This window comes from Streptomyces sp. PTL18, assembly GCF_059510295.1.
This window is the reverse complement of record NZ_JCAJZO010000011.1, coordinates 197,222-220,481: the sequence shown is the minus strand read 5'-3', so window position 1 is coordinate 220,481 and position 23,260 is coordinate 197,222. Positions and strand designations below refer to the sequence as shown.

General features: G+C 69.4%; 16 protein-coding genes. 5 read left to right on the top strand and 11 right to left on the bottom strand.

Translation table 11 applies throughout. From position 1 onward, the window contains the following. Positions 1-177 precede the first annotated feature (177 nt). The 3 genes from AC5WS8_RS22475 to thyX all read right to left on the bottom strand — a co-directional run bounded on the left by AC5WS8_RS22475 (position 178) and on the right by thyX (position 3,855). Positions 178-1,863: a ribonuclease J gene (locus tag AC5WS8_RS22475; RefSeq protein ID WP_496105238.1), complete on the bottom strand. Its 1,686-nt coding sequence runs from the start codon at positions 1,861-1,863 to the stop codon at positions 178-180. Between the two features lie 127 nt (positions 1,864-1,990). Continuing rightward, positions 1,991-2,890 (bottom strand): 4-hydroxy-tetrahydrodipicolinate synthase, encoded by a 900-nt coding sequence (dapA, locus tag AC5WS8_RS22470; RefSeq protein ID WP_496105237.1) that lies wholly within the window; start codon positions 2,888-2,890, stop codon positions 1,991-1,993. Positions 2,891-3,114: 224 nt separating this feature from the next. Beyond that, a complete protein-coding gene (thyX, locus tag AC5WS8_RS22465; protein ID WP_496105236.1) occupies positions 3,115-3,855 on the bottom strand; it encodes an FAD-dependent thymidylate synthase in 741 nt (246 codons plus the stop codon). A 252-nt stretch (positions 3,856-4,107) separates the two neighbouring features. On the opposite strand from thyX, the gene AC5WS8_RS22460 reads away from it, so the two are divergent. Together AC5WS8_RS22460 and AC5WS8_RS22455 are read left to right on the top strand one after the other, a co-directional pair. Continuing rightward, the gene (locus tag AC5WS8_RS22460) at positions 4,108-4,344 is read left to right on the top strand and encodes a hypothetical protein (protein ID WP_496105235.1); all 237 of its coding nucleotides are present in this window, start codon (positions 4,108-4,110) and stop codon (positions 4,342-4,344) included. 118 nt (positions 4,345-4,462) lie between these two features. Continuing rightward, complete coding sequence (locus AC5WS8_RS22455; RefSeq protein WP_496105234.1) at positions 4,463-5,017, top strand: SCO5741 family PH domain-containing membrane protein; 555 nt, start codon at positions 4,463-4,465, stop codon at positions 5,015-5,017. A 31-nt stretch (positions 5,018-5,048) separates the two neighbouring features. Here AC5WS8_RS22455 and AC5WS8_RS22450 read toward each other — a convergent pair whose 3' ends face one another. From AC5WS8_RS22450 to eccD, 8 genes are all read right to left on the bottom strand, one after another. Further along, a complete protein-coding gene (locus tag AC5WS8_RS22450; protein ID WP_496105233.1) occupies positions 5,049-5,501 on the bottom strand; it encodes a hypothetical protein in 453 nt (150 codons plus the stop codon). 14 nt (positions 5,502-5,515) lie between these two features. Beyond that, positions 5,516-6,268 carry a 4-hydroxy-tetrahydrodipicolinate reductase gene (gene dapB / locus AC5WS8_RS22445; protein WP_496105232.1) on the bottom strand — a complete coding sequence of 251 codons (753 nt, stop codon included), beginning with the start codon at positions 6,266-6,268 and terminating at the stop codon, positions 5,516-5,518. Positions 6,269-6,322: 54 nt separating this feature from the next. Further along, positions 6,323-7,702 (bottom strand): M16 family metallopeptidase, encoded by a 1,380-nt coding sequence (locus AC5WS8_RS22440; RefSeq protein ID WP_496105231.1) that lies wholly within the window; start codon positions 7,700-7,702, stop codon positions 6,323-6,325. Further along, on the bottom strand, positions 7,699-9,921 hold the full coding sequence (locus AC5WS8_RS22435; RefSeq protein WP_496105230.1) for a polyribonucleotide nucleotidyltransferase: 2,223 nt from the start codon (positions 9,919-9,921) through the stop codon (positions 7,699-7,701). The genes AC5WS8_RS22440 and AC5WS8_RS22435 overlap by 4 nt, the downstream gene beginning before the upstream one ends. Positions 9,922-10,246: 325 nt before the next feature. After that, complete coding sequence (gene rpsO, locus AC5WS8_RS22430; protein ID WP_496105229.1) at positions 10,247-10,534, bottom strand: 30S ribosomal protein S15; 288 nt, start codon at positions 10,532-10,534, stop codon at positions 10,247-10,249. 323 nt (positions 10,535-10,857) lie between these two features. Continuing rightward, positions 10,858-11,088, bottom strand: coding sequence for a hypothetical protein (locus AC5WS8_RS22425; RefSeq protein ID WP_496105228.1), 231 nt, complete (start codon positions 11,086-11,088; stop codon positions 10,858-10,860). A 28-nt stretch (positions 11,089-11,116) separates the two neighbouring features. Next, the gene (locus tag AC5WS8_RS22420) at positions 11,117-11,425 is read right to left on the bottom strand and encodes a hypothetical protein (protein ID WP_496105227.1); all 309 of its coding nucleotides are present in this window, start codon (positions 11,423-11,425) and stop codon (positions 11,117-11,119) included. Further along, positions 11,422-12,879, bottom strand: coding sequence for a type VII secretion integral membrane protein EccD (gene eccD, locus AC5WS8_RS22415; protein WP_496105226.1), 1,458 nt, complete (start codon positions 12,877-12,879; stop codon positions 11,422-11,424). The genes AC5WS8_RS22420 and eccD overlap by 4 nt, the downstream gene beginning before the upstream one ends. A 271-nt stretch (positions 12,880-13,150) precedes the next feature. Between eccD and eccCa the strand changes: the two genes are divergently transcribed. From eccCa to AC5WS8_RS22400, 3 genes are all read left to right on the top strand, one after another. Beyond that, positions 13,151-17,095, top strand: a complete 3,945-nt coding sequence (gene eccCa, locus AC5WS8_RS22410; RefSeq protein ID WP_496105225.1) for a type VII secretion protein EccCa — start codon at positions 13,151-13,153, stop codon at positions 17,093-17,095. A gap of 147 nt (positions 17,096-17,242) precedes the next feature. After that, complete coding sequence (locus tag AC5WS8_RS22405; protein ID WP_496105224.1) at positions 17,243-17,653, top strand: hypothetical protein; 411 nt, start codon at positions 17,243-17,245, stop codon at positions 17,651-17,653. Positions 17,654-17,830: 177 nt separating this feature from the next. Next, positions 17,831-23,260, top strand: a complete 5,430-nt coding sequence (locus tag AC5WS8_RS22400) for a toxin glutamine deamidase domain-containing protein (RefSeq protein ID WP_496105244.1) — start codon at positions 17,831-17,833, stop codon at positions 23,258-23,260.

The window sequence follows — 23,260 nt, the reverse complement described above, 5'->3', positions numbered from 1 at the left end:
CTCCGACTTTATCAGAAGTTCTGAGTCGGAATTTCCGCCCTGCCGGGGCAGGCTCCCGGGCGCTCGGTTGCGTCGGGTCCCCCGCTGGCGGAGCCGTAAACGTACTGGAGCGGGGCGCCTCGATGCAAATCGAGGCGCCCCGCTCCGGGTCGACCCCCGCGCGGACTTGACCGAGCGTCAGACCTCGACGACCACAGGGAGGATCATCGGCCTGCGCCGATACGTGTCGGAGACCCACTTCCCGAGGGTTCGCCTCACCAGCTGCTGCAGCTGGTGGGGCTCGACGACACCGTCCTGCGCCGACCGCTCCAGCGCTTCCGTGATCTTGGGGATGACGTCGCCGAAGGCCGAGTCCTCGATGCCCGAGCCGCGGGCCTGGATGTGGGGACCACCGGTGATCTTGCCCGTGGACGAGTCCATCACCACGAAGACCGAGATGATGCCCTCGTCGCCGAGGATCTTGCGGTCCTTCAGTGCCGGCTCGCCGATGTCGCCGACCGAGAGGCCGTCGACGTAGACGTACCCGGCCTGGACCTTGCCGGAGATCTTGGCCTTGCCCTCGACGAGGTCGACGGCGACGCCGTCCTCGGCGATGACGATGCGGTCGTGCGGAACACCCGTGAGTGCGCCGAGTTCTGCGTTGGCCCGCAGATGACGCCATTCTCCGTGGACCGGCATCAGGTTCTTCGGACGGCAGATGTTGTAGAAGTACAGCAGCTCGCCCGCGGACGCATGGCCGGAGACGTGCACCTTCGCGTTGCCCTTGTGGACGACGTTCGCGCCCCAGCGGGTGAGACCGTTGATCACGCGGTAGACCGCGTTCTCGTTGCCGGGGATCAGTGACGACGCGAGGATCACCGTGTCGCCCTGGACGATGCGGATCTGGTGGTCCCGGTTTGCCATGCGCGAGAGGGCCGCCATCGGCTCGCCCTGGGAGCCGGTGCACACCAGGACGACCTCGTGATCCGGCAGGTCGTCCAGCGTCCTGACGTCCACGACCAGGCCCGGCGGGACCCTGAGATAGCCCAGGTCCCGTGCGATGCCCATGTTGCGGACCATCGAGCGGCCGACGAAGGCGACCCGCCGGCCGTACTCGTGGGCCGCGTCCAGGATCTGCTGGATGCGGTGGACGTGGCTGGCGAAGCTCGCCACGATGATCCGCTTGCGGGCGCCCGCGAAGACCTGACGCAGGACGTTGGAGATGTCGCGCTCGTGCGGGGTGAACCCCGGGACCTCGGCGTTCGTGGAGTCGGCGAGGAGGAGGTCGATGCCTTCCTCGCTCAGCCGGGCGAACGCGTGGAGGTCCGTCAGCCGGTTGTCCAGCGGCAGTTGGTCCATCTTGAAGTCGCCGGTATGGACGACCATGCCGGCGGGAGTGCGGATGGCGACCGCGAGGGCGTCCGGGATGGAGTGGTTGACTGCGACGAACTCGCAGTCGAAGGGGCCGACGCGCTCGCGCTGCCCCTCCGCGACCTCCAGCGTGTACGGGCGGATGCGGTGCTCCTGGAGCTTGGCCTCGATCAGGGCGAGGGTCAGCTTGGAGCCGATCAGCGGGATGTCGGGCTTCTCCCGCAGCAGGTACGGGACGCCGCCGATGTGGTCCTCGTGGCCGTGGGTGAGGACGATGCCTTCCACGTCGTCGAGGCGGTCGCGGATGGACGAGAAGTCCGGCAGGATCAGATCGATTCCGGGCTGCTCCTCCTCGGGGAAGAGCACTCCGCAGTCGACGATCAGCAGACGGCCTCCGTACTCGAAGACAGTCATGTTCCGGCCGATCTCCCCGAGGCCACCCAGCGGGGTGACCCTGAGGCCTCCTTCGGGGAGCTTCGGGGGCGGGCCGAGTTCAGGATGCGGATGACTCAAAAGACTCTCCTCACCACGCACGCCACGTACCGGTAGGGCACGTGGCGCGCGTGACGTTCGTGCAGAAGCAGTTGTCGGTATCGGATGCAGGCACCTGTGTCCTGCCTATTCAGTTGTGAAGTCGTTGTCAGAGCTGTACCCCGCCGGCGGCAAGATCGATCTTGAGCTGGGCGGTCTCCTCGCCGGAGAGCTCGACCATGGGCGGGCGCAGCGGCCCGGCCGGCAGACCCCTGAGGGCGAGGGCGGCCTTGGTGGTCATGACGCCCTGCGTGCGGAACATCCCGGTGAAGACCGGGAGCAGCTTCTGGTGGATCTCCAGCGCCTTCTGCACGTCGCCGCTCGCGTAGGCCTCGGCCATGGCGCGCAGCTCGGGCGTGACCACATGGCCGACGACCGAGACGAAGCCCACCGCGCCCACGGAGAGCAGCGGCAGGTTGAGCATGTCGTCACCGGAGTACCAGGCAAGGCCGGACTGGGCGATGGCCCAGCTGGCGCGGCCGAGGTCGCCCTTGGCGTCCTTGTTGGCGACGATCCTCGGGTGCTCGGCGAGCCGGACGATGGTCTCGGTGTTGATCGGGACGCCGCTGCGGCCGGGGATGTCGTACAGCATGACCGGCAGGTCGGTCGCGTCGGCGATCGCCTTGAAGTGCCGGTAGAGGCCCTCCTGGGGGGGCTTGTTGTAGTACGGCGTGACGGTCAGCAGACCGTGCGCGCCGGCCTTCTGTGCCGTGCGCGCCAGTTCGATGCTGTGGCGGGTGTCGTTCGTGCCGACCCCGGCCACGATGTGGGCACGGTCGCCGACCGCCTCCAGAACGGCTCGTACGAGATCCGATTTCTCCACGTCGCTGGTCGTGGGCGACTCACCGGTGGTGCCGTTGATGATCAGGCCGTCGTTGCCTGCGTCCACCAGGTGGGTGGCGAGCCGCTGAGCGCCGTCGAGGTCAAGTGCGCCGTCCGCCGTGAAGGGCGTGACCATGGCGGTGAGGATCCGCCCGAAGGGGATCTGCGGAGTGGAGGTCGGAGCCATGGACAACACGCTACTCGCTGCTCCGGTCGTGGTCTGCCCTCGGGGGTCGGCGAAAGTCCTGACAAAGATGGATCCCGGTACTGCCTGCTCGGGGGTTCAAGCAGTACCGGGTCCGTTTGATCAGGCTAGATGAACTTCGCGAAATGCCGCAATACGGACACTTCGCTCGGCTGACCCGTACATCTGTGCCCGGCCGACTGCGCCCGGCACCGCGCCGGTCCGCGTCACGGCGCGATGCGGCCGTTGGCGTTGAACGCGGCGTACGTGAGCGGCATGAGCGCGGCCCACTCGGCCTCCATCTTCTCGCCGACCATCTCGATCTCCCGCTGCGGGAAGGAGGGCACCTTCGCCAGCTCGTGCTGGGTGCGCAGGCCGAGGAAGTGCATCAGCGAGCGCGCGTTGCAAGTGGCGTACATCGATGAGTACAGGCCCACCGGGAGGACCGAACGGGCGACCTCACGCGCCACGCCGGCGGCGAGCATCTCCTGGTACGCCTCGTACGACCGCCGGTAGGAGTCCTCCATGACGCGGCCGACCAGCTCCTGCTGGGCAGCGGTGCCCTCGACGAAGCGGTACTTGCCCGGGCGGCCCTCCTGGACGAGCTTGCGGGACTCGTCGGGGACGTAGAAGACCGGCTGGAGCTCACGGTAGCGGCCCGACTCCTCGTTGTAGGACCAGCCGGCCCTGTGCCGCATGAACTCGCGGAAGACGAAGATCGGGGCGCTGATGAAGAAGGTCATCGAGTTGTGCTCGAAGGGGCTGCCGTGCCGGTCCCGCATCAGGTAGTTGATCAGGCCCTTGGAGCGCTCCGGGTCCTTCTTCAACTCGTCCAGGGACTGCTCGCCGGCGGTGGAGACACGGGCGGCCCACAGCACGTCGGAGTCGGCCGCGCTGTGCTTGACCAGCTCGACGGTGACGTCGCTGCGGAAGCCGGCCTTGAGGTCGTCGGCGGAGGTGTCGGTCACGGTGTGGAAGGTCCTTCCCATCACAAGCTCGGGCGGCGCCCACTCTACGGCCCGGCGCTGACAACGGGGCGTTCGGTGCCGGTCCGCGACATTCGTCGGCGAAGTCGATCGAAGTTCCGCGAAATCGGTGATTCATGGCACCTTTCCGGGCACCCGCTCGTCTGTCCCGGTGACGACGATCTGTTCGCGTCACCCGGTCCTCACACCAGCTGATCCATCGATCCCACGAGCCCCAAGAGGAGAAGCACCCCCATGTCCCGTCGGCGCGAGCCCGTACCGTTCGCCTTCCTCACCGAAGCCGACTCCTTCCGCAGCAATGTCACTCCGCCGCCCCGTCGGCGTGCCTCCGCCGCCGAGATGGCGGGGCGCTGGCTGCTGGGGCTGACCATCGTCGCCGGGCTGGCGGGCGCCCTGGTCATCGGCACGCCCGCCCTGTCGCATCAGACGCCTGCCGCGACGCAGCAGTCCGTGGCATCGAACGGCCGCTGACGCTCCCCGTCGCTCGTCGGCGCGACAGTCCACCCCGTCGGCCCTCGAGGGTGGTGGGTGGCGACACGGCTCGATAGCCTCACCGGTCACAGCTCCGTGCACCGAGTGAGGATCAGCCGTGCCCCTTCCCTTCCTGACGGCCGACCGTGCCTCCGACCACGCGGCGGACGACCTGCCGCTGCCGTACGACGACCGCGACCGCTGGCGCCGCCCCTACCGGCCCGGCCCATGGCGGGTGGGCATGGCCGCGCTCCTGCTGCTCCTCGCGTCGTACGTGCTCGTCGCGGCCCTCGTCATCGCCCTCACCGGCACCTTCGCGGGCGCGGGGACGGTGTTCGGCGTGGCACTGGCCGTCGTCGCCGGGGCCCTGCGGCTGCTGCGGATGGGCGTCTGGGTGAGCGCGCGCGGGCTGCGCCGAGTGGGTTTCCTCATCACACGTACCGTGCGGTGGGAGCAGATCGCCTCGGTACGCACCGTGCAGCAGCCGGTGCGCTGGCTGGGGCTGCCGCGCACGGTGCAGGGTCAGGCGCTGGTCCTCGAACGGCGGGGCCGGGCGTCCGCCGCGGAGCCCCTGCTGACCTCCCACAACGCCGACTTCCTGGCCCGCCCCCAGGCCTTCGACCGGGCGGCGGACGTGGTGGAGGCATGGGCGGCGGAGTGCGGCCGGAGCTGACCGGACGGGCCGAGGAGCACCGATGCCGGGCTCAGGACGCAACCGTCCTGCCCTCGTGCAGGGCGATCGCCCGCTGCATCGCCTTTCGGGCCCGCGGTGTGTCGCGGGCGTCGTGGTAGGCGATCGCCAGACGGAACCAGGTCCGCCAGTCGTGCGGGGCCGCCTCCGTCTCCGCCTTGCGCTTGGCGAAGACCTCGTCGGCCGAGTCGCGGTCGATCCGGCCGCCCGGGGTGCGCCGCAGCTCGTCGACGGGCAGGCCGCCCTCCGCGTCCAGCTCGGCGGCGAGCCGGTTGGCCTTGCGGACGAACTGGGTGTTCTTCCACAGGAACCACACCCCGATGACCGGCAGGATGAGCACCGCGACGCCGAACGCGACGGTGACCGGGGTGCCGTTCTCGATCAGCAGCACGCCGCGGCTGCCGACCAGGATGAAGTAGAACACCAGGACGGCGGCCGTGACGGCGTAGGTGATCTTCGCGCGCATCGCTTCTGTTCCCGCTACTTCAGGTCGAGGAAGTGCTCCAGGCCGAAGGTGAGGCCCGGAGTGGTCACGACGCGGCGGGCGCCGAGCAGGATGCCCGGCATGAAGCTGCTGTGGTGCAGCGAGTCGTGGCGGATGGTGAGGGTCTCGCCCTCGCCGCCGAGCAGCACCTCCTGGTGGGCCAGCAGACCGCGCAGACGGACGGCGTGCACCGGGACGCCGTCGACGTTCGCGCCGCGGGCACCGTCCAGGGCCGTCACCGTGGCGTCGGGCTGCGGGGCGCTGCCCGCCTTCCGGCGGGCGGCGGCGATGAGCTGGGCGGTGCGCGTGGCGGTGCCGCTGGGGGCGTCCACCTTGTTCGGGTGATGCAGCTCCACGACCTCGACGGACTCGAAGTACGGGGCGGCCGCTTCGGCGAACTTCATGGTCAGCACGGCGCCGATGGAGAAGTTCGGGGCGATGAGGACGCCGGTCTGCGGGGAGCCGGCGAGCCAGCCCTTCAGCTGCGTGAGCCGCTCGTCCGTCCAGCCCGTCGTGCCGACCACGGCGTGGACGCCGTGCCGTACGCAGAACTCGAGGTTGTCCATCACCGAGGCGGGGGTGGTCAGCTCGACCGCCACCTGGGCGCCGGTCTCGACGAGCGTCTCCAGCTTGTCGCCCCGGCCGAGGGCCGCGACCAGCTCCATGTCGTCGGCGGCGTCGACGGCCCGTACCGCCTCCGCACCGATCCGGCCCTTGGCGCCGAGGACCGCCACGCGCAGCTTGCTCATCTCACTTGCTTCCTTACCGGAGGGTGGTTACGACCGAAAGCGACCGGGAGCGGTTCACGCGACCGCGTCGTGCAGACGGGAAGCCTGCTTGTCCTTGAGCGGGCCGATGACCGACAGCGACGGCCGCTGTCCCAGGATGTCCTGCGCCACGGCCCGGACGTCGTCCGGGGTGACCTCCGCGATCCGGGCCAGCATGTCGTCGACGGACATCTGGTCGCCCCAGCACAGTTCGCTCTTGCCGATACGGTTCATCAGCGCGCCCGTGTCCTCGAGGCCGAGAACGGTGGAGCCCCTCAGCTGGCCGATGGCGCGGGCGATCTCGTCGTCGGACAGACCGTTGTGCGCGACGTGGTCCAGCTCGTCGCGGCAGATCTTGAGCACGTCGTGCACCTGGCTCGGCCTGCAGCCCGCGTACACGCCGAACAGGCCGCAGTCGGCGAAGCCGGACGTGTACGAGTACACGCTGTAGGCCAGGCCCCGCTTCTCCCGGACCTCCTGGAACAGGCGGGACGACATGCCTCCGCCGAGCGCCGTGTTCAGCACGCCCAGGGCCCAGCGGCGGTCGTCCGTGCGGGCCAGGCCCGGCATGCCCAGGACGACGTGCGCCTGCTCGGTCTTGCGGGCCAGCAGCTCGACGCGGCCGGCGGTGCGCAGGGCACGGCGGCCGGCGCGCGGGCCGATGGGTGTGGCGTCCGTCCGTGTGAGGGCGCCGGCCTTCTCGAAGGCGGCCCGCACCTGGCGGACGACCTTCTGGTGGTCGACGTTGCCGGCGCAGGCGACCACCAGGTGCGTGGGGTCGTAGTGCTTCTTGTAGAAGCGGCGGATGCGGTCGGCCGTCAGCGCGTTGACGGTGTCGACCGTGCCGAGGACCGGGCGGCCGAGCGCGTTGTCGCCGAACATGGTGTGCGCGAACAGGTCGTGCACGCAGTCGCCCGGGTCGTCCTCCGTCATCGCGATCTCCTCGAGGATCGCGCCGCGCTCGACGTCGACGTCCTCCTCCAGGATGAGCGAGCCGGTCAGCATGTCACAGACGACGTCGATGGCGAGGGGCAGGTCGGTGTCGAGCACGCGCGCGTAGTAGCACGTGTACTCCTTCGCCGTGAACGCGTTCATCTCGCCGCCGACCGCGTCGATGGCGGAGGAGATGTCCAGTGCGGACCTGCGGGACGTGCCCTTGAAGAGCAGGTGCTCCAGGTAGTGCGTGGCGCCGTTCAGCGCGGGCGTCTCGTCGCGGGAACCCACGTGCGCCCAGATGCCGAAGGTGGCGGAGCGCACCGAGGGCAGGGTCTCGGTGACGACGCGCAGCCCACCCGGAAGCGTGGTCTTGCGGACGGTGCCGATGCCGTTGGTGCCGTTGATCAGGGTTTGGGTACGGGCGACGGCCCGCGCCTCCGAGGAGGTGCGGGCCGTCGCCCTGGAGCCACGGGACGTCACTTGTCGGTGTCGTCCTTCGCCTCGTCGGCCTCGTCGCCCTCGCCCTCGATGACGGGGACGAGGGAGAGCTTGCCGCGGGAGTCGATCTCGGCGATCTCGACCTGGACCTTCTGGCCCACGCCGAGGACGTCCTCGACGTTCTCCACGCGCTTGCCGCCGGCCAGCTTGCGGATCTGCGAGATGTGCAGCAGACCGTCCTTGCCCGGCAGCAGGGAGACGAACGCACCGAAGGTGGTCGTCTTCACGACAGTACCGAGGTAGCGCTCACCGACCTCGGGCATCGTCGGGTTGGCGATGCCGTTGATCGTGGTGCGGGCGGCCTCGGCGGACGGGCCGTCGGCGGCACCGATGTAGATCGTGCCGTCGTCCTCGATCGTGATCTCGGCGCCGGTGTCCTCCTGGATCTGGTTGATCATCTTGCCCTTGGGGCCGATGACCTCACCGATCTTGTCGACCGGGATCTTGACGGTGATGATCCGCGGGGCGTGCGGGGACATCTCGTCGGGCCGGTCGATGGCCTCCATCATCACGTCGAGGATGTGCAGGCGGGCGTCACGGGCCTGCTTCAGGGCCGCGGCCAGCACGGAGGCCGGGATGCCGTCCAGCTTGGTGTCGAGCTGGAGGGCGGTCACGAACTCCTTCGTGCCGGCGACCTTGAAGTCCATGTCGCCGAAGGCGTCCTCGGCGCCGAGGATGTCGGTCAGCGTCACGTAGTGCGTCTCACCGTCGATCTCCTGGGAGATCAGACCCATGGCGATGCCGGCGACCGGGGCCTTCAGCGGCACACCGGCGTTCAGCAGGGACATGGTGGAGGCGCACACGGAGCCCATGGACGTCGAACCGTTGGAGCCGAGTGCCTCGGACACCTGGCGGATCGCGTACGGGAACTCCTCGCGCGACGGCAGCACCGGGAGGAGGGCGCGCTCGGCGAGGGCGCCGTGGCCGATCTCGCGGCGCTTGGGGGAGCCGACGCGGCCGGTCTCACCGGTGGAGTACGGCGGGAAGTTGTAGTTGTGCATGTAGCGCTTGCGCGTCACCGGGGAGAGGGTGTCGAGCTGCTGCTCCATGCGCAGCATGTTCAGCGTGGTGACGCCCAGGATCTGGGTCTCGCCACGCTCGAACAGGGCCGAGCCGTGGACCCGCGGGATGGCCTCGACCTCGGCGGCCAGCGTGCGGATGTCGGTGACTCCGCGGCCGTCGATGCGCTTCTTCTCCTTGATCACGCGCTCGCGGACCAGCTGCTTGGTGAGCGAGCGGTACGCGGCGGAGATCTCCTTCTCGCGGCCCTCGAACTCCGGCAGGAGCTTCTCGGCGGCGAGCTGCTTGACGCGGTCCAGTTCCGACTCGCGCTCCTGCTTGCCGGCGATGGTGAGCGCCTGGGCGAGCTCGGGGCGGACGGCGCCGGTCAGCGCCTCCAGGACGTCGTCCTGGTAGTCGAGGAAGATCGGGAACTCGGCGGTCGGCTTGGCGGCCTTCGCGGCGAGGTCCGACTGGGCCTTGCACAGCACCCTGATGAAAGGCTTCGCGGCATCCAGACCGGCGGCGACGACCTCCTCGGTGGGCGCCTCGGCGCCGCCCTCGACCAGCTTGATCGTCTTCTCGGTGGCCTCGGCCTCGACCATCATGATCGCGACGTCGCCGTCCTCCAGGACGCGGCCCGCGACGACCATGTCGAAGACGGCGTCCTCGAGCTCGGTGTGCGTGGGGAAGGCGACCCACTGGCCGTTGATCAGCGCGACGCGGACGCCGCCGATCGGACCGGAGAAGGGCAGGCCGGCCAGCTGCGTGGACGCGGAGGCGGCGTTGATCGCCACGACGTCGTACAGGTGGTCGGGGTTGAGCGCCATGATGGTGGCGACGACCTGGATCTCGTTGCGCAGGCCCTTCTTGAAGGACGGGCGCAGCGGGCGGTCGATGAGACGGCAGGTGAGGATGGCGTCCTCGGAGGGGCGGCCCTCACGGCGGAAGAAGGAACCGGGGATCTTCCCGGCCGCGTACATCCGCTCCTCGACGTCGACCGTCAGCGGGAAGAAGTCGAGCTGGTCCTTGGGGGTCTTGGACGCGGTGGTGGCCGACAGGACCATCGTGTCGTCGTCCAGGTACGCGACGGCGGAACCGGCGGCCTGCTTGGCCAGGCGGCCCGTCTCGAAGCGGATGGTGCGGGTGCCGAAGGAGCCGTTGTCGATGACGGCCTCGGCGTAGTGGGTCTCGTTCTCCACTAGCGTTTTCTCCTCGTCTTCGTCCCTTGGCTGCCCGTGTGGCAGGGGGACGGTGGCGGAGAAGCGCTCCGTCTGGTGCGGGCCGGTCTTCGATCGAAGCACCCGGGTCTCTCTTGCCCGGGGGCCACTACCGAGGACCGGCGGCGGCGAGGTGCGCTCCTCCTCGTTCGGTGTGTGCGGTGCCGCCTGGTGTGTCCAGGTACCCCTCACACGGTGTCCTACGTCTTGCGTTGTGCTACCACACTACAAAGCGGTGGTGACAGTCCGCACGTACAGCAAAAGGAGCGGTCCCCTTCACTACGGGAACCGCTCCCTTCACGGCGTCCTACCTGGCGCCCGCCGCACCGCGGCGGATGCCCAGACGGTCGACCAGCGCACGGAAGCGCTGGATGTCCTTCTTCGCCAGGTACTGCAGCAGGCGACGGCGCTGACCGACCAGGATCAGCAGACCACGGCGGGAGTGGTGGTCGTGCTTGTGGGTCTTGAGGTGCTCGGTCAGGTCGGAGATCCGACGCGACAGCAGAGCGACCTGGACCTCGGGGGAGCCGGTGTCACCCTCCTTGGTACCGAATTCGGTGATGATCTGCTTCTTCGTAGCGGCGTCGAGCGACACGCGTACTCCTCGTAGTCTTCTTCAGGTGCCGCCGAGTGCCCCTGGTCTTCTTCTCAGGGGAGCTTCCATGACTCGGGAGGCGGGGATCCGCTGGGCGCGGCCTCCAGGGGAAACCGGAGGTGCGTACACATACGGCCGTCACACAGCGTACCAGCCGGGCAGCGGTGGCCCGGCCCGGGGGCGGCGGGGATGCGGGCGGGCCTCGGACCACCGGCATCGGTCATGTGATCAGCCACTCCGGGACAGGCCGCCGGGCCCCAGCCCGCCTCAGACCCCACGCCCAGGCCCCAGCCCCAGCCCCAGCCCCAGCCCCAGCCCCAGGGTCACAACAGCCCGAAACTGAAGCCCGTGGCGAGGAGGCCGACGACGACGGTGACCGGCCCGATGCCGTAGTTGCCCCACTTCTTGGGGCCTTGAGCGCTCCACAGGGCAAGGGTCACCGCGACACCGGCCATGACGGTAAGACACCCGGCGATCCCGAGAAGTGCCAGGAAGAAGCCGCTCCAGGTAGCCGGGTGGTCCGGGTTCGGGGTCCAGGTCGCCGCAAGTCTCACTTCGCCGGCAGCTCTCACTCGTCCTCGGTCACTCGTTTTCGGTCAGGTCCTGGATGTCCGACTCGATGCCGGAGCCTGCAGCGTGGACGCCCGTGTTCAAGGTGGTGCCCACGGTGTTCTCGAACGCGCTGTCGGCGAGCCCGCCCCGGTCGCCGAGGTTTTCGCCGCCGAGACTTCCGTGCTGTTCCAGGGCATGGTTGACGCCGTGGTTCCGGGCGTTGCCGAAGGCACCGGTCGCGGCGTTCGTGAGGGCGTCCTGGCCCATCGTCGACGGGTCCTGGTCGTTGGCGACGTCGGCCGTGAGACCACCTGCGACGTGCCACCGAGCGGTCGTCACACGCCGCCGCGCACCTTGCTGTAGACGTCGAGGACGGCCAGGCAGACCGGGATCAGGGAGAGCAGCACCACCGAGTCGGCGAGGTCCAGCATGCGGCCCCAGAAGGGGGAGAGACCCTTCTGCGGCACGATCAGCGCGATCGCGATCAGCAGCAGCACGCCGGCCGCGACCGAGGCGCCGAGCCACAGGGTCCTGATGTCGACCGGGCCGGAGTTGCCCTTGAGCAGTTCGAGGACGATCCCGGCCGGAGGCGAGATCGCGAGGCCGAGCACCAGCAGGCCGAGGGTGACGACACCGGCCACGAACAGGCAGGTCACCTGGGCGGTGTATCGGAACAGGCGGGCCCGCATCATCGCGGCGAGACCGGTGCACAGGGCCAGCAGCTGGGCCCAGCCGCTGTCGCTGAAGCCGAGCACCGCGCCACCCGCGCCGACGATGACGGCCGCGCAGCCGCCCACCAGTCCGAGCAGCAGTTCATGACCGCGGCTGGTCCGGGCGACGATGCGCTGGACGTCGACGGCCTCGAGGTCGCCCTCCCGGCCCTCACGACGGGCCCTGGCCAGGTCCTCCGGGTTGCGGAAGCCGATCGGCAGCTTGGCGAAGCGGGCCGACCATCCGGGCAGGAAGCCCACCACCGCGAGCGCGACGACCGAGGTGCCCGCGGCGATCTCGCGCGGCTCCGCCTCGGTGAGCACACCGCAGAACACGGCGAGCGTGCCGATCGCGGCGGCCAGCGCGGCGGCCACGAACGGGGCGTCGCCCTGCGGCAGCAGCATGATCAGCACGACCGAGACGAGCAGCACGGCGACGCAGCCGACGAGGAACTGGATCCTGCCGGGTCCGTGACCCGCGTCCTGGGGGATCACGCCGGACCCGGCGATGAGCGCGTGCGGCAGCGCCGAGACGCCGAGCGCGACGGCGGAGGCCCGGTCGTCGTACACCCGCGCCCGCACACCCGCGAGCACCGTCAGGGCCAGTGCGACGACGCCGGCGAGGATGCCCTGGAGGCCGTGCATGTCGTGCCGTACCGGATCGGCGAACCAGAAGACGAAACCGAGCATGACCAGCAGCAGCGCACCGGAGACGAGCCCGGCCACCCGCATCAGGTTGTCGTTCCAGCTGCGGATGTCCTGCTTGACCGCTGCGGCGATCGCGTCCACCACGTCGTCGTGAACGGCCGGCGGCAGCGAATCGGCGAACGTGCGCAGCAGCAGCACCTCACCGTCCCTGACGCGGTGCTCGAGCAACGAGCGGCTCGCGTCGAGTACTTGGCCCTCCCGGCGTACCAGGTGGTAGCCGGCAGGACTGGTGTCCGGCTGGACCAGTCCCGAGAGCCTGACGATCTCGGGAAAGAGGTCCTGGATCGGCAGGTCCTCCGGCAGCGCGACATCGACACGGCTGTCCGGCGCTGCGATGGTGATTCGGCAGAAACCCGTCGAAGTCCCCGTGCTCACCTGGTTGTTCCCCCTGTTGGACAAGGATTCCTCACGCCGCTCCTACGGCACGGAGCGCCACCATATCCGTTGCGGCGTGCGGCACTGGGCCCGCCCACCCCTTTTCCCCCAGGACCCCCTCGGCATCTCCATCCTCCTGACTCCCTCGCGCACTTGGCTCATCAGTAGGATCAACGCCTGCGCGAACGACGCCTGCGCGAACAACAAACATGTCGCGGTACACGGGGGCGTCGGTGCCAAGACGTATCAATCGCGAAGGATGAGTGCATCGGTGAGCGTCGTCATCATCAAGCGACCGCCGCGGACAGCGCCCTCGGTCGTCCCGGACGGCGAGGTCAGACTGGAGACGCCGCCCGAGATCCCTCGAGAGGGCGAAGAGAGCATGCTGATGACCCTGCTGCCCATGATGGGCATGCTGGGTTCCGTCGGCTTCTTCTTCATGCCGGGCCTCCCCTCCTACATGAGGGTGGTCGGCGGGCTGATGCTGGCCTCGACGCTGGCCATGGCGATCGCCCAGTTCACCAAGTCCCGGCAGGGCGGCGGGGCCGGGATGGCCCAGGACCGGCGCGACTACTTCCGCTATCTGGAGCAGGTCCGCAAGGACGTGCACAAGACCGCGGACCTGCAGCGGCGCAGCCAGCTCTTCCAGCATCCCGACCCGGACCAGCTGTGGGCGGTGGCGGCCGACGGCAAGCGCCTGTGGGAGCGGCGCCCGACCGACGCGGACTTCGCATCCGTACGGATCGGCCTCGGCACCCAGCAGCTGAACACGCCTCTCGTCGCCCCGGAGACCGCGCCGAAGGAGGAGCTGGAGCCGCTGACGGCGGCGGCCATGAAGGCGTTCCTCGACGCGCACGGCAGTCTGTCCGATCTGCCGGTCGCCGTCTCGCTGCGCGCCTTCTACCACGTGACGGTGTGCGGGGACACCGACACGGTCTACGGCAACGCCCGCGCGGCCCTGACCCAGCTGGCGACGCTGCACTCGCCGGAGGACCTGATGGTCGCCGTGGTGGCGCACCCCTCCGCGGCGGCGGACTGGGACTGGATCAAGTGGCTGCCGCACAGCCAGCACCCGAAGGCCAAGGACGGTGCGGGCTCGGCCCGGCTGCTCTTCGACGACCTCGGGGAGCTGGAGGAGGCGCTGGCGGACCAGCTGGACGACAGACCCCGCTGGAACCCGGACGCGAACCCCGTCTACGACCAGCCGCACCTGATCGTGGTGCTCGACGGCGGCACCGTGCCGCCGGACTCCGAACTGGCCAGTGCCGAGGGCCTGCAGGGTGTCACCTTCCTCGAAATCGCACCGGGCGAGCTGGAGGAGGACCTGCGCGCGGGCCTGACGGTCTATGTGAAGCCGGGGAGGATGCGGTTGTTCGTCGGCCACGAGTCCGCGTACTCCGGCAGGCCGGACCTGCTGAACGCCGCGCAGGCCGAGTCCCTGGCACGGCAGCTCGCCCCCTTCCGGGTCGGCTCGGCGGAGGAGGGCGAACCCCTCCTGTCCAACCTGGACTTCACCGACCTGATGGGCATCGGCGACGCCGGGTCCGTCGACGTCTCGCGCACCTGGCGTCCGCGTACGCTGCACGAGCGGCTGCGGGTGCCGATCGGTGTGGGCGAGAACGGCGAGCCGGTCATGCTCGACCTCAAGGAGGCCTCGCAGGAGGGCATGGGCCCGCACGGGCTGTGCGTCGGCGCCACCGGATCCGGCAAGTCCGAGCTGCTGCGCACACTGGTGCTCGGTCTCGCGGTGACGCACTCCTCGGAGACGCTGAACTTCATCCTGGCGGACTTCAAGGGCGGTGCGACCTTCGCGGGCATGGCGGACATGCCGCACACCGCGGCCGTCATCACCAACCTCGCGGACGACCTGACGCTCGTCGACCGTATGCGCGACGCCATCACCGGTGAGATGCAGCGCCGACAGGAGCTGCTGCGCACGGCGGGCAACTACGCCAACCTGCACGACTACGAGAAGGCCCGCGCGGCGGGCGCCGCCCTGGAGCCGATGGCCTCGCTGGTGATCGTGCTCGACGAGTTCTCCGAACTCCTCACCGCCAAGCCGGACTTCATCGACATGTTCATCCAGATCGGCCGCATCGGCCGTTCGCTGGGTGTGCACCTGCTGCTGGCGTCGCAGCGCCTGGAGGAGGGCAAGCTGCGCGGGCTGGACACCTATCTGTCGTACCGGATCGGTCTGCGCACCTTCTCCGCCGCCGAGTCCCGTACGGCGATCGGCGTCCCGGACGCCTACCACCTGCCGTCGATCCCCGGCTCCGGCTATCTGCGGTACGACACCGACACCATGGTCCGCTTCAAGGCCGCGTACGTGTCGGGGGCGTACCACGGAGAGGGCCCCTCCCGGGTGAACCGCTCCACCCAGCTGCGGCCCGCGCTGTTCACGGCGGGGCAGGTGGCACTGCCTCCCCAGCCGGTGGTCGAGGACCTCGAGACCGACGACAAGGTGGACGACGCGCTCGCCGACACCGTCCTGGACGTCATCGTGGGCAAGATGGTCAACCAGGGGCCGCCGGCCCACCAGGTGTGGCTGCCCCCGCTCGACGAGGCGCCCTCGCTGGACCAGCTCCTCCCCCAGCTCGCCGTCACCCAGGAACGCGGCCTGACCGCGCCCGAGTACACGGCGCTCGGCCGGCTCAACGTACCGGTCGGCCTGGTGGACAAGCCGTTCGAACAGCGGCGCGACGTGCTGTACCGGGACTTCTCCGGCGGCGCGGGCCACGGTCTGTTCGTCGGCGGTCCGCAGTCCGGCAAGTCGACCCTGCTGCGCACGCTCCTCTCGTCGTTCGCCCTGACCCACACGCCTGCCGAGGTGCAGTTCTACTGCCTGGACTTCGGCGGTGGCAGTCTCATCGCCATGGAGGAACTGGCGCACGTCGGCGGGGTCGCCAACCGTCTCGACGCCGAGAAGGTGCGCCGCACGGTCAGCGAGGTCGAGGGCATCCTGAACGCCCGCGAGGAGTACTTCCGGGCGAACAACATCGACTCGGTCCAGACGTACCGGCAGCGCAGGGCCGCGGGTCTGCTGCCCGACCAGCCCTGGGGAGACGTCTTCCTCGTCATCGACGGTTGGGCGTCCTTCAAGACGGACTACGAGATGCTCGAGGCGACCGTCACCGACATCGCGACGCGCGGTCTCGGCTTCGGTGTGCACCTCATCGTGACGGCGAGCCGCTACACGGAGGTGCGGCCCGCGCTCAAGGACATGCTGCAGAACCGCATCGAGCTGCGACTCGGCGACCCGACCGAGTCGGAGATCGACCGCAAGGTCGCCCAGAACGTCCCCGCCACCGTGCCGGGCCGCGGTCTCAGCCTGGACAAGCTGCACTTCATGACGGCGCTGCCGCGGGTCGACGGCTCCTCGCAGACGGAGGACCTGGCGGAGGCGACGGCGATCCTCGTCCGCGGCGTCAACGACAACTGGCAGGGCAGCCACGCCCCGGCCGTACGGCTGCTGCCCACCCTGCTGCCGGCGGACCGCCTGCCCAAGGGGTTCGAGCACCCGGACCGGGGTGTCGCCATTGGTATCGACGAGTCCTCGCTCTCGCCGGTCTTCGTGGACTTCGAGACGGACCCGCACTTCATCGTCTTCGGTGAGAGCGAGTCCGGTAAGTCGGCGGTGCTGCGGCTGCTCATCAAGCAGATCACCGAGCGCTACACACCGGACCAGGCGAAGATCGTCATGGGTGACTACCGGCGCGCCCACCTGGAGGGGGTGCCGGACGCGCACCTGTCGCGCTACTGCGCCTCGGCGCCCGCCCTTGCGGAGACACTGGAGGGCCTGGCCGGCTCGATGAACCGCCGTATGCCGGGCCCGGACGTCACGCCCGAGCAGCTGCGCAACCGCAGCTGGTACAGCAGCCCGGACGCGTTCGTCGTCGTCGACGACTACGACCTGGTGGCGACGGGCATGAACCCGCTGTCGCCGCTCCTGGAGTACCTGCCCTTCGCGCGGGACATCGGCCTGCGCGTGATCATCGCCCGTGCCTCGGGCGGTGCCAGCCGGTCGCTGTACGAGCCGGTGATGCAGCGCCTGCGCGAGCTCGGCGCCCAGGGCATCGTGCTCTCCGGCGACCGGACGGAGGGCGCACTGCTGGGGAACATCACGGCCTCGCAGCTGCCGCCCGGGCGCGGGTACTTCCACACACGGCGGCGGGGTGGGCAGCTCGTCCAGACCGGGTGGCTTCCGCCCCGGTTCTGAGGGGCGGAGGCTCGAGACGGAGGGGTGGTACCCATGTGGTGCCGCCCCTCTTCCGCAGGTGCGGCGGTACGGGTGGGCCGGGTCCGGGCGCCACGCGCCCGCTAGGGTGGTCTCGCGAACCCAAAAGGCGAGTCACGGGGGGAAGTTGTGGGCAGCGACGGCCTGCGCGCCGATCCTTCGGTCCTCAAGGCCGAGGGCTTCAGCATGTTTACGGTGGGCCAGGACTTCAGCAAGGCGGTGGAGGCCCTGAAGACGGGGCTGTCCGCGCTGGAGGGCCGCGAAGGCGCCACCCCGCCATGGGGCGACGACGACATCGGACAGTACTTCGGAGTCGCCTACGAAGGTTTGCGTGAAGGCATGTACGAGTCGATGGGCAGCCTGGCGCAACGGCTCGCGGGGATGGGGCTGGCGTTCACCGAGATGGGCGTGCGGCACGAGAAGAACGAGGGCAACGAGGACGCCGCCTGGCGTCGGATCACCGCCGAGTACGACGGCCAGGTGGACACGACGAGGTTGCAGCACCTGTCGCGCAGGCACGAGGGCCGGCGAGAGGCCTGAGGTGGTGCCGTCGTCACCGTCACGCCGCGTTGCCTGCAACAGATGTGGGACAGCAACCCCCTGAGGTCGCCTCCGGACGACTCCGTAAGCTGTGCGCACGGCGGTTCCATGCGTGATGTCCCTTGATGGATGGGGCAGTTGGACGCCGGTTGCGAACGGGGTGTGCGCGCTGTGTCGATGATGCTGCCGGACGAGCTCGAATGGGTTCTCCAAATGCTCGGCTACCGCTGGCCGACGGCGGACGAGGACAAGCTCAGAGAGTGTGCGGCGCTTTGGCGCAAGTTCGGCGACGACGTCTCGGAGCTGCACGCCAGGGCGAACACCAGTGCCAGGACGGTGGTCGCCCACAACGCCGGTGAGTCCATTGACAAGTTCACCAAGGTCTACGCCAAGTTCGACGGTGGCAACGGCTCCGACGGCTACCTCTCGAGTGCCGCCCAGGCCGCCTACACCATCGCAAACGTACTGGAAGCGTGTGCCTACCTCGTCGAGTTCGCCAAGTGGGCGGTGATCGCCCAGCTGATCGCGCTGGCCTTCGAGATCGCCGCCGCCCAGGCCGCCGCACCCTTCACCTTCGGCCTGTCCGAGGCGGGCGCACTCGGCGCCACCCAGGTCACCCGGCTGATCGTCCGACGCCTCTTCGACGAGCTCAAAGAGGCGCTCATGGAGTCGATCGTCCAGGCGATGAAGCAACCCGCCATCTCGGCGATCCAAGCGATCATCACGGACCTGATCCGGCAGACGGTGAACGTCGGCTTCGGCGCCCAGCAGGGCTACGACCTCGGCAAGACCGTCAAAGCCGGCGCCGACGCCGGCTGGGACTCCATCAAGCAGACCCCCCTGACCCTGGCCGAGGGCGTACGCGACAACCTGGGCCAGAAGGCCGGCAGCCGCTTCCACCACGCCATCGACAGCCGCATCGACGGCTACCACGAGTCGGGGACGTCCCACGGCGACGATGCGGAGGGGGAGGGCGGCGGCGACGGGGAGGCCGGCTCCTCCTCGAGCTCGTCGTCGGACTCCGAGTCGGAGTCCTCGTCCGAATCCTCGTCCTCGAGGTCGCCGTCCGACTCCTCGACTTCGTCCTCGTCCGACGATTCCACCTCCTCCAGGTCGGACTCCTCGACGCCGACACACTCGGAGGGGAGCGCGGATTCGGGCACGGGTGCGGGGAGCCACATAGGCCGCGGTCCATCCGCCGACGCCGGGGACGCCGGTGTCCACACCCCGGATCTGGGCGGGGACCCCGTCTCTCACTCCGGTATCGACCCGGGATCCGACTCCGGATCCGACTCCGGGTCGGGGTCCGGATCCGGGGAGACTCCTTCCTCCTCGGACGTGGCGGCTCCGAGGCATACGACGTCGCTGTCGGACTTCGACGATGCGGCACCGAGCGGAACATCGCACAGCTCCTCGGACGTGACCGGTTCGTCCGGCGTCGAGAACACGTCCGGCTCCGGCTCCGGCTCCGGCGGCGGTTCTTCCCCCTCCGGCCTCTCCTCACCGACCCCGCACACCGCACCCACCCATGTGTCGTCCGACGGTACGGCGCCCCCGGCAGGAGGCGGCAACGGCGGAATCGGCACGTCGATCGACAGCCTGGCGGCCGGCGCCCCCACCCAGTCCCACGCCGCCCCCACCCCGGCCACCACCGACCACTCGCCCAGCGGAACGGGCGGCCGGGCGGACGGCATCTCGGCCATGCCGGCCTCGCCCACGCCTGCGTCGAGCGTGGACAGCGGTCCCGCTCCACGCTCCACCGCAAGCGCCCCCGGGGCCCCGTCCTCGTCGACGGGTCCCACCAGCCCGACTCCCACCTCCGCCGCGGCAAGGAATCCTTCCTCCACGACGCCCAGCCCCGCGTCAGCGACGGGAACGGGCCCCCTCTCCACTCCGAGCCCAACGGCGTCCTCGACTGCGCCGCGGGCGACGCGCACCTCGGTACCGGACGCCCGCCTGTCCGATGCGGTCGGCAACCGCTCAACAGGTGCGGGTGACGGCCGAATAGCCGGCGCGAGTGACGGTCGCGCAGCCGGTGCGGGCGGCAACCGCACAACGGGCGTGGGCGAGGGACGAATACCCGGCGCAGCCGAGAGGCGTACGCCGGGCACCACGGACGGCCGGACGCCCGGTACGACGGACGGCCGCATACCGACGCAGCGCACTCCTGGTGCCGCCTCCGAGGACCGCGCTGCGTCCCGCACCCCTTCGGAGGAGCGCACGGCACCGCGGAGCGCTCCCGGCACCACGCCGAGCGACCGCACTCCACCCCGGGACATCACGGACGAGCGCACGGCACCGCGCAACACTCCCGAGGAGCGCTCTTCCCTTCGCAACACCACGGACGATCGCGCCACACCCGGCAACACTACGGACGAACGCACGGCACCCCGCAACACCACGGACGAACGCACGGCACCCCGCACCGCCACGGACGACGAACGGACCGCACCACGCGACGCGCCTGAGGAGCGCTCTCCCGCTCGTGACACCACGGACGAGCGCAGCACACCCCGCGAAGTCCCGGACGAACGCACCACACCGCGGAACACCACGGACGAAGAAACCACCCCCAGGAACACGCCCGGCACCACGCCGGGAGACCGCACCGCTTCCCGCGACACTCCGGACACGAGCGGCGCACGGACACCCGCCCGAGGCCAAAGCCCGAATCCAGACCGGGATCCGACCACGAGCGCAAGCCCGAGAACGAGTTCGTCCAGCCGTGAACCGGAGCCGGCCTCCGCACCCGGCGGCACCAACACCCCGAACTCCTCAACGCAGCCCGGTTCCACGACACGGCCCGGTGACACCCAGTCCCCCGGTGCGTCCGGCAGATCCGCGTCCCAGCCCCAGCCGGGCACCCGCCCCCTCCCCGACCGGTCGCCGAACCAGCCCGCGGGCGCAGCACCCGGCACCACTCCACACCCGCACGGCCCGCAGGAGCCGGCGTCGCAGCACGACAGGTCGAAGACGCCCGAAGCCGAGACCACCGACCACCACGACCCCCGGCACCACCAGGTGACGCCGGTTCCGATCCACACCGTCACCCAAGGGCCGTCGTCACCACCGTCGCAGGCGAGCCATGCCGCGCCGCCGCCCCCGGGCGCACCCGACGCACACCCTGGTGCCTCTCCTCAGCAGCACCCGAACCAGGACAGCCTGAACAACATCCGCAACGATCTGAACCACTATCCGGGCGGCCTGACGGAACCGCACCCGGACGACCAGCAGGCGCTGGTGAACGCCGTGCCGCACCATCCCGACGGCACCCCGCAGCGCTTCCCCGACCCCTTCGGTCACTGGTCCCAGCTTCAGAACGACGGCGGCAACACCGTCCCCGGACGAAGCAACAACTGCGCCGACTGCTCCCGCTCCTTCCTGGAGACCTGGTACGGAAACCCGCAGGTCTCAGCCCCGCGCACCCTGGACGTCGACGAACACGGCAACCCGGACCCCTGGTCCCCCGAGCACAACGCCAACGCCAACCAGATCCGATGGGCGGGCGCCGAGCACATCTACGCCGGCACCGGCGACGACCCCCACACCGCCAACCGCATCGCGTGGGACCTCCACCAAGCCGGACACGGCGCCGCAGCCATCGTCCAGGTCTCCTGGCCCGGCGGAGGCGGCCACGCCTTCAACGCCGTCAACTACCACGGTCACATCATCTGGATCGACACCCAGAGCGGAGAGGTCAGCCACCAACCCCTCCACATCCCCAACGCGACCGGCGTCTGGCACATCCCCCTGGACGCCGACCGCAATCCCATCCACCCCACCGAGCCCGACACCACCCACCACGAGCCGGAGACGCCCCAGGAAGGCACCGACGCCTCCCACCAGGAGCCGGACAACTCGCCGCACGGAAGCGAGGAGCACAAGGCCCCCGCACCGAATCCGTCGGAAGAGGCCCCGGACAACGTCTCCGGCAAGAACGCGGACCACCCGGAGCCCCCGCCCACTGCGGACAAGCCATCGCTCACCGACGGCGACGGCCACACCCAGGACGGCCCGGCCCACGCAGACACGCCGAAGTCCGAGGAAACCCCGACTGCTCACCCGTCGGACACCACGCACACGCCGGATGCCGACACACCGTACGCAAGGGATGACAGCAGGGAGGGGGGCACAGGCGATCGAGACGCGTCCCCTTCGCGGCACGACGCACCGGAAAGGAACAACGCCACACGGACCGACGACACCGCCACACGGACCGACGACAGCACCCCGCACAGCCGCCAGACCGCTCACACAGCCTCGGAACAGCACACGACTTCACCGACCAGCCGTCCCGGTGACGCTGCCACCGGGAACCCTCACCCGCACCGACAACCGGAGCCCGGGGCCGAGACCGCGGCGAACCCCCACCGTCCAGCACCACCCGACCCCGCAGGTACGGACCACCTGAAACCCGAGGATCCAGCGGGTGCCCAGCCGGGCGCAGATTCGAGCGACCCCTGGCACGACGAGGGGGACGGCATCGATGACGGAGAACACTCCACCGCGCCTCCCGAGAGCACGTCTCCGTACGAGGAGCGTCAGCCAGATGACCACCAGCACTACGGAATGCTCGGTGACCAGGCACAACAGGACCTCCGAGACCGGAACGTACACCAGATCGATCAAGAGCGCGTACACGACTACGTGGAAGACCTGGCGAACAATCACAACGATCGGTTGCACCACCTGCTCGAGGGCAGCGAGAAGGGCGCCACTTGGCGCCGCAGCGACTTGATGCAGCTCCCCGGCTTCAAAGACCTGACGCGCGGGCAGCAGCTGGCGACTGTCGCTGTTCTGGCGCGGCTGAGCATCCACTTTCATACGAACCAGGGAGTCGGAACCAGCCCGTATCGGCGTGAAGGCGAGGACTCGGCCTACAAATGGCGGGAAGACACAGAGCGCGAACCACTCCGCCAACGGGATGTTCTCCGGCAGAAGAACTACGACGGCGTCGACAACCATCACACGTCACGTGCCGCCGGGATACGCGCGAAGTCGGACTTCTCCAACGTGGAGGGTTCCGACAACAAGAGCAGCACGCCCGCCCAACGCACTCGGCACTACCTCGACGAGAAGTACGGCGAGAGCACGGCCGAACAGGTGATCGCAGCAACGGGCGGCATGAAGCCCGACTTCTCCGGGCGAAACTTTGCCGTGATCGAGGTGTTCGATCCGCACTCACAGGAAACACACTACGTGGCTGATAGTTCATTCAGCCATGCCGGGCCACGGCCGGCGCACTCGGAACCGCATATAGGTGGCTGGATAGAACGCCTCAACGAGGACCGCGCGACTGAGGGGAAGAAACCCCTGGACGTGTTGCACATGTACACGGAGCGGGAGCCGTGTGGACACCCTTCCAAGTCTCCGGGCCATGCCGACTGCTCAGGGTACATCCTGAAGTACCTGCCCAAGGACATGCCGGTAAGCTATGCGACTGGATACCGGAAGGGCGAGCAGGGCGTTCCCTTCACCGACCCCAAGGGGCGTGAGGGCGTGAACACCCCGCGCCAGGCAATGGATGCGGACTTCCAGCATCACCTGAACAGAGTGGCAGACGTCCTCAAGGCATACGCTGTCCCGACGCCCACGTCGGATTCCTAG

Coding starts and splice junctions, on each gene's coding strand:
- dapB (WP_496105232.1), bottom strand. CDS start 6,268: ATGAGCAAGCTGCGCGTGGCGGTCCTCGGCGCCAAGGGCCGGATCGGT.
- dapA (WP_496105237.1), bottom strand. CDS start 2,890: ATGGCTCCGACCTCCACTCCGCAGATCCCCTTCGGGCGGATCCTCACC.
- AC5WS8_RS22450 (WP_496105233.1), bottom strand. CDS start 5,501: ATGCGCGCGAAGATCACCTACGCCGTCACGGCCGCCGTCCTGGTGTTC.
- AC5WS8_RS22460 (WP_496105235.1), top strand. CDS start 4,108: ATGTCCCGTCGGCGCGAGCCCGTACCGTTCGCCTTCCTCACCGAAGCC.
- AC5WS8_RS22400 (WP_496105244.1), top strand. CDS start 17,831: ATGATGCTGCCGGACGAGCTCGAATGGGTTCTCCAAATGCTCGGCTAC.